The sequence below is a fragment of the Agrobacterium sp. 10T429 genome, assembly GCF_056393925.1.
The window spans coordinates 1-396 of record NZ_JBFTGV010000077.1 but is presented as its reverse complement, the minus strand read 5'-3'; the positions used below and the strand labels follow the sequence as shown (position 1 = coordinate 396).

Annotated in this window: 1 protein-coding gene; it reads right to left on the bottom strand. The window is 71.5% G+C overall.

Features of this window, described 5'->3' with window-relative positions; all coding sequences use genetic code 11:
* Window positions 1-270, bottom strand: a 270-nt coding sequence (locus AC1DCP_RS26605) for a CoxS/CutS family dehydrogenase iron-sulfur subunit (RefSeq protein WP_476774900.1), incomplete at its 3' end; no start/stop codon positions are given.
* Window positions 271-396 lie beyond the last annotated feature (126 nt).

Below are 396 nucleotides of genomic sequence, written 5' to 3'. Positions count from 1 at the left end.
GCCTTTCTTGGTGCCGGTCAGGTGCAGGTGTTCGCGCAGGGCGTCCAGCAGCGTGGTGCGGGTGTCGAGGTCGAGGTCGCGCCGCTGGCCGTTGACGATCAGCGACACCTTGTGGGAGATGGGCGGGCGCGTGGTGGCGGGGGAGGGCGCGGCGGCGGGCTGGCCGGTGGCGGCGCCCGGCACGGCGGCGGCGGTCACCGTGACCGCGCTCGCCTTGAGCAGTTCGCGCCGCGATAGCTTGAGAGGCTGATGGTCGCGGAAGTCTTCCATGGGGTGGGGTCCTTGTTATCGTCCGTGGGCGGGGACGCCAGAAATTGCAATGTGGCGACGGTTGCGCGCAGTTATTACACGGCGCGGGCCGGCCGAGCGGGGCGGCTGCCAGTGCGGGCAGAGCGG